This window comes from Dietzia sp. SYD-A1 (assembly GCF_015356725.1).
Taxonomy (GTDB): Bacteria; Actinomycetota; Actinomycetes; order Mycobacteriales; family Mycobacteriaceae; genus Dietzia.
The window spans coordinates 1-1,691 of record NZ_JADDKI010000328.1; the positions used below are offsets into that span (position 1 = coordinate 1).

Annotated in this window: 2 protein-coding genes and 1 pseudogene; 1 reads left to right on the top strand and 2 read right to left on the bottom strand. The window is 74.4% G+C overall.

Features of this window, described 5'->3' with window-relative positions; genetic code table 11:
• Positions 1 to 708, bottom strand: a pseudogene (locus IY392_RS13000) (hypothetical protein); the annotation flags it as partial.
• Positions 705 to 1,361 (bottom strand): NUDIX hydrolase, encoded by a 657-nt coding sequence (locus tag IY392_RS13005; protein ID WP_194861441.1) that lies wholly within the window; start codon positions 1,359 to 1,361, stop codon positions 705 to 707. The pseudogene IY392_RS13000 and the gene IY392_RS13005, both read right to left, overlap by 4 nt.
• Before the next feature lie 76 nt (positions 1,362 to 1,437).
• Here IY392_RS13005 and IY392_RS13010 point away from each other — a divergent pair.
• Positions 1,438 to 1,691: hypothetical protein (locus IY392_RS13010; protein ID WP_194861442.1), on the top strand; the 254-nt coding region annotated here is incomplete at its 3' end.

Below are 1,691 nucleotides of genomic sequence, written 5' to 3' on the forward strand. Positions count from 1 at the left end.
GAGCGGGACCGGTGCCGGGGCCGGCGCATCCGCCGGCGCAGCGGCGCCCACCTCGTCGTCGACACCCGGTATCGGCGCGGGAGGTGGGGCCTGGAGGACGGGGATCAGGGTCCGGGCGTCGTCGAGGCGCGCCGGCGACCCGCCCTCCGGCGTGCCGTTGACGTTGACGAGGAGCGGATAGACGCCCGGCTCGGTGATTTGCAGGTCCGGACCGGGATCACCGGGGATCTCCCGCGCGGGCAGTGAGACCCGGTAGGGCACCGACTCCCCGGGGGCGAGGCTCACCGCCGCCCGGAGGAAATCCCCCTGCACGGGGAACGACGGCTCCGACCACACGAGGGGCTCGCGGACGGACTCGGCGTCGGGAGAGCGCGGGCCTCGTTGGAGCCGGACGTCCACCGACTCGAGCGGGACGTCACCGACGTTGATGATCGTTCCCGAGACGGTGACGGTGGGGACCCCGGCCTCCGTGCCGACGGCCAGCTGCCCGCCGGCCCCGGCGCCGTCCAGGACGCGGGGCGTGATGTCATCGATCGTGATCCGTGCGAGGGCCGGCGCCGGGTTGGGGACGTACCCCGCGTCGATCGCCTGTTCGGGGGTGAGCGCGCGGACCGGCTGGACACCCCACAGCGGGGCCGAGACCAGCGCCGCGCACAACGACGCCGGGACGACCGCCCGGACGAGCCGCCCACCCGGCCACCGGTTCACGGCCGAGAGTCCTCCGGATCGTCCCGGGGGGGCCCGTCACCGTTCCCGGGGGTTGTTCCGGTCCGCCGCCCGGCCGCCGCCCCGGGCGACCCGGAGGTCGTGGATCGACGGACCGGTGCGGGGCCGCCCGCGCGCCGGGACGGGTCCACGACCTGCGAGGTCTGCGCCACCGGGGATCTACCCGCCAGCTCGGCGCGCGCCAGATCCGGTAGGAGGGACCGCGCGGACTCCACGAGCCGCCGTTCGTCCGGATAGGCGAGCCGCCGGGGTAGGTGATCGAAGGCGACCCACTCGACCTCGGTGATCTCCGGGTCCTCGTCGCACAGCTCGCCGTGGTCGTAGCGGATGAGATGGTGATGGACCGTCTTGTGGATGCGCCGGCCCTCGGCGACGAACCAGTAGTCGATGGTGCCGAGCGGGGCCAGCACGGTCCCGTCCACGCCGGTCTCCTCCAGGACCTCGCGACGGGCGGTCTCCTCCACGGTCTCACCCGGTTCGATGTGGCCCTTGGGCATCGACCACAGCATGCGGCCCCGCCGGTCGAGGCGCCCGATCAGAGCGACCTCGAGACGGGAGAGGTCCGGCTCCGCGCCGGCCGCGGCCGCCTGTCCGAGACCACGCACCACGAGGCCGCCGGCGGAGGTCTCGAGCACCGTCCGCAGGCGTTGACCGTTCCGTGGGTGCCGTCCTCCCCCGCGACCTCCCCGGGGGTTCTTGGTCCCTGTCCCCTTGTTTCCTGTCCCCTTCGAACCGGGCATCTTCGACGTGGGCTTCCCACCCGGCGTGGAACCGGGCCTGGCAGTGCCTTTGGCGCCCTTCGTGCCCTTCGCGCCCGTCTTGGCCGGGGTCGCGGAGCGAGAGGGGTTCGCGGCCGCGGACTGGGCGGATCCGGACCTGGTCCGGTTCTGGCCGCGGGGAGTGCGCGAGGACGGTCGCGCCGAGGTCGCGCCGGCGGCGCCGTCGCCGGACCTGACCGTCTGGGT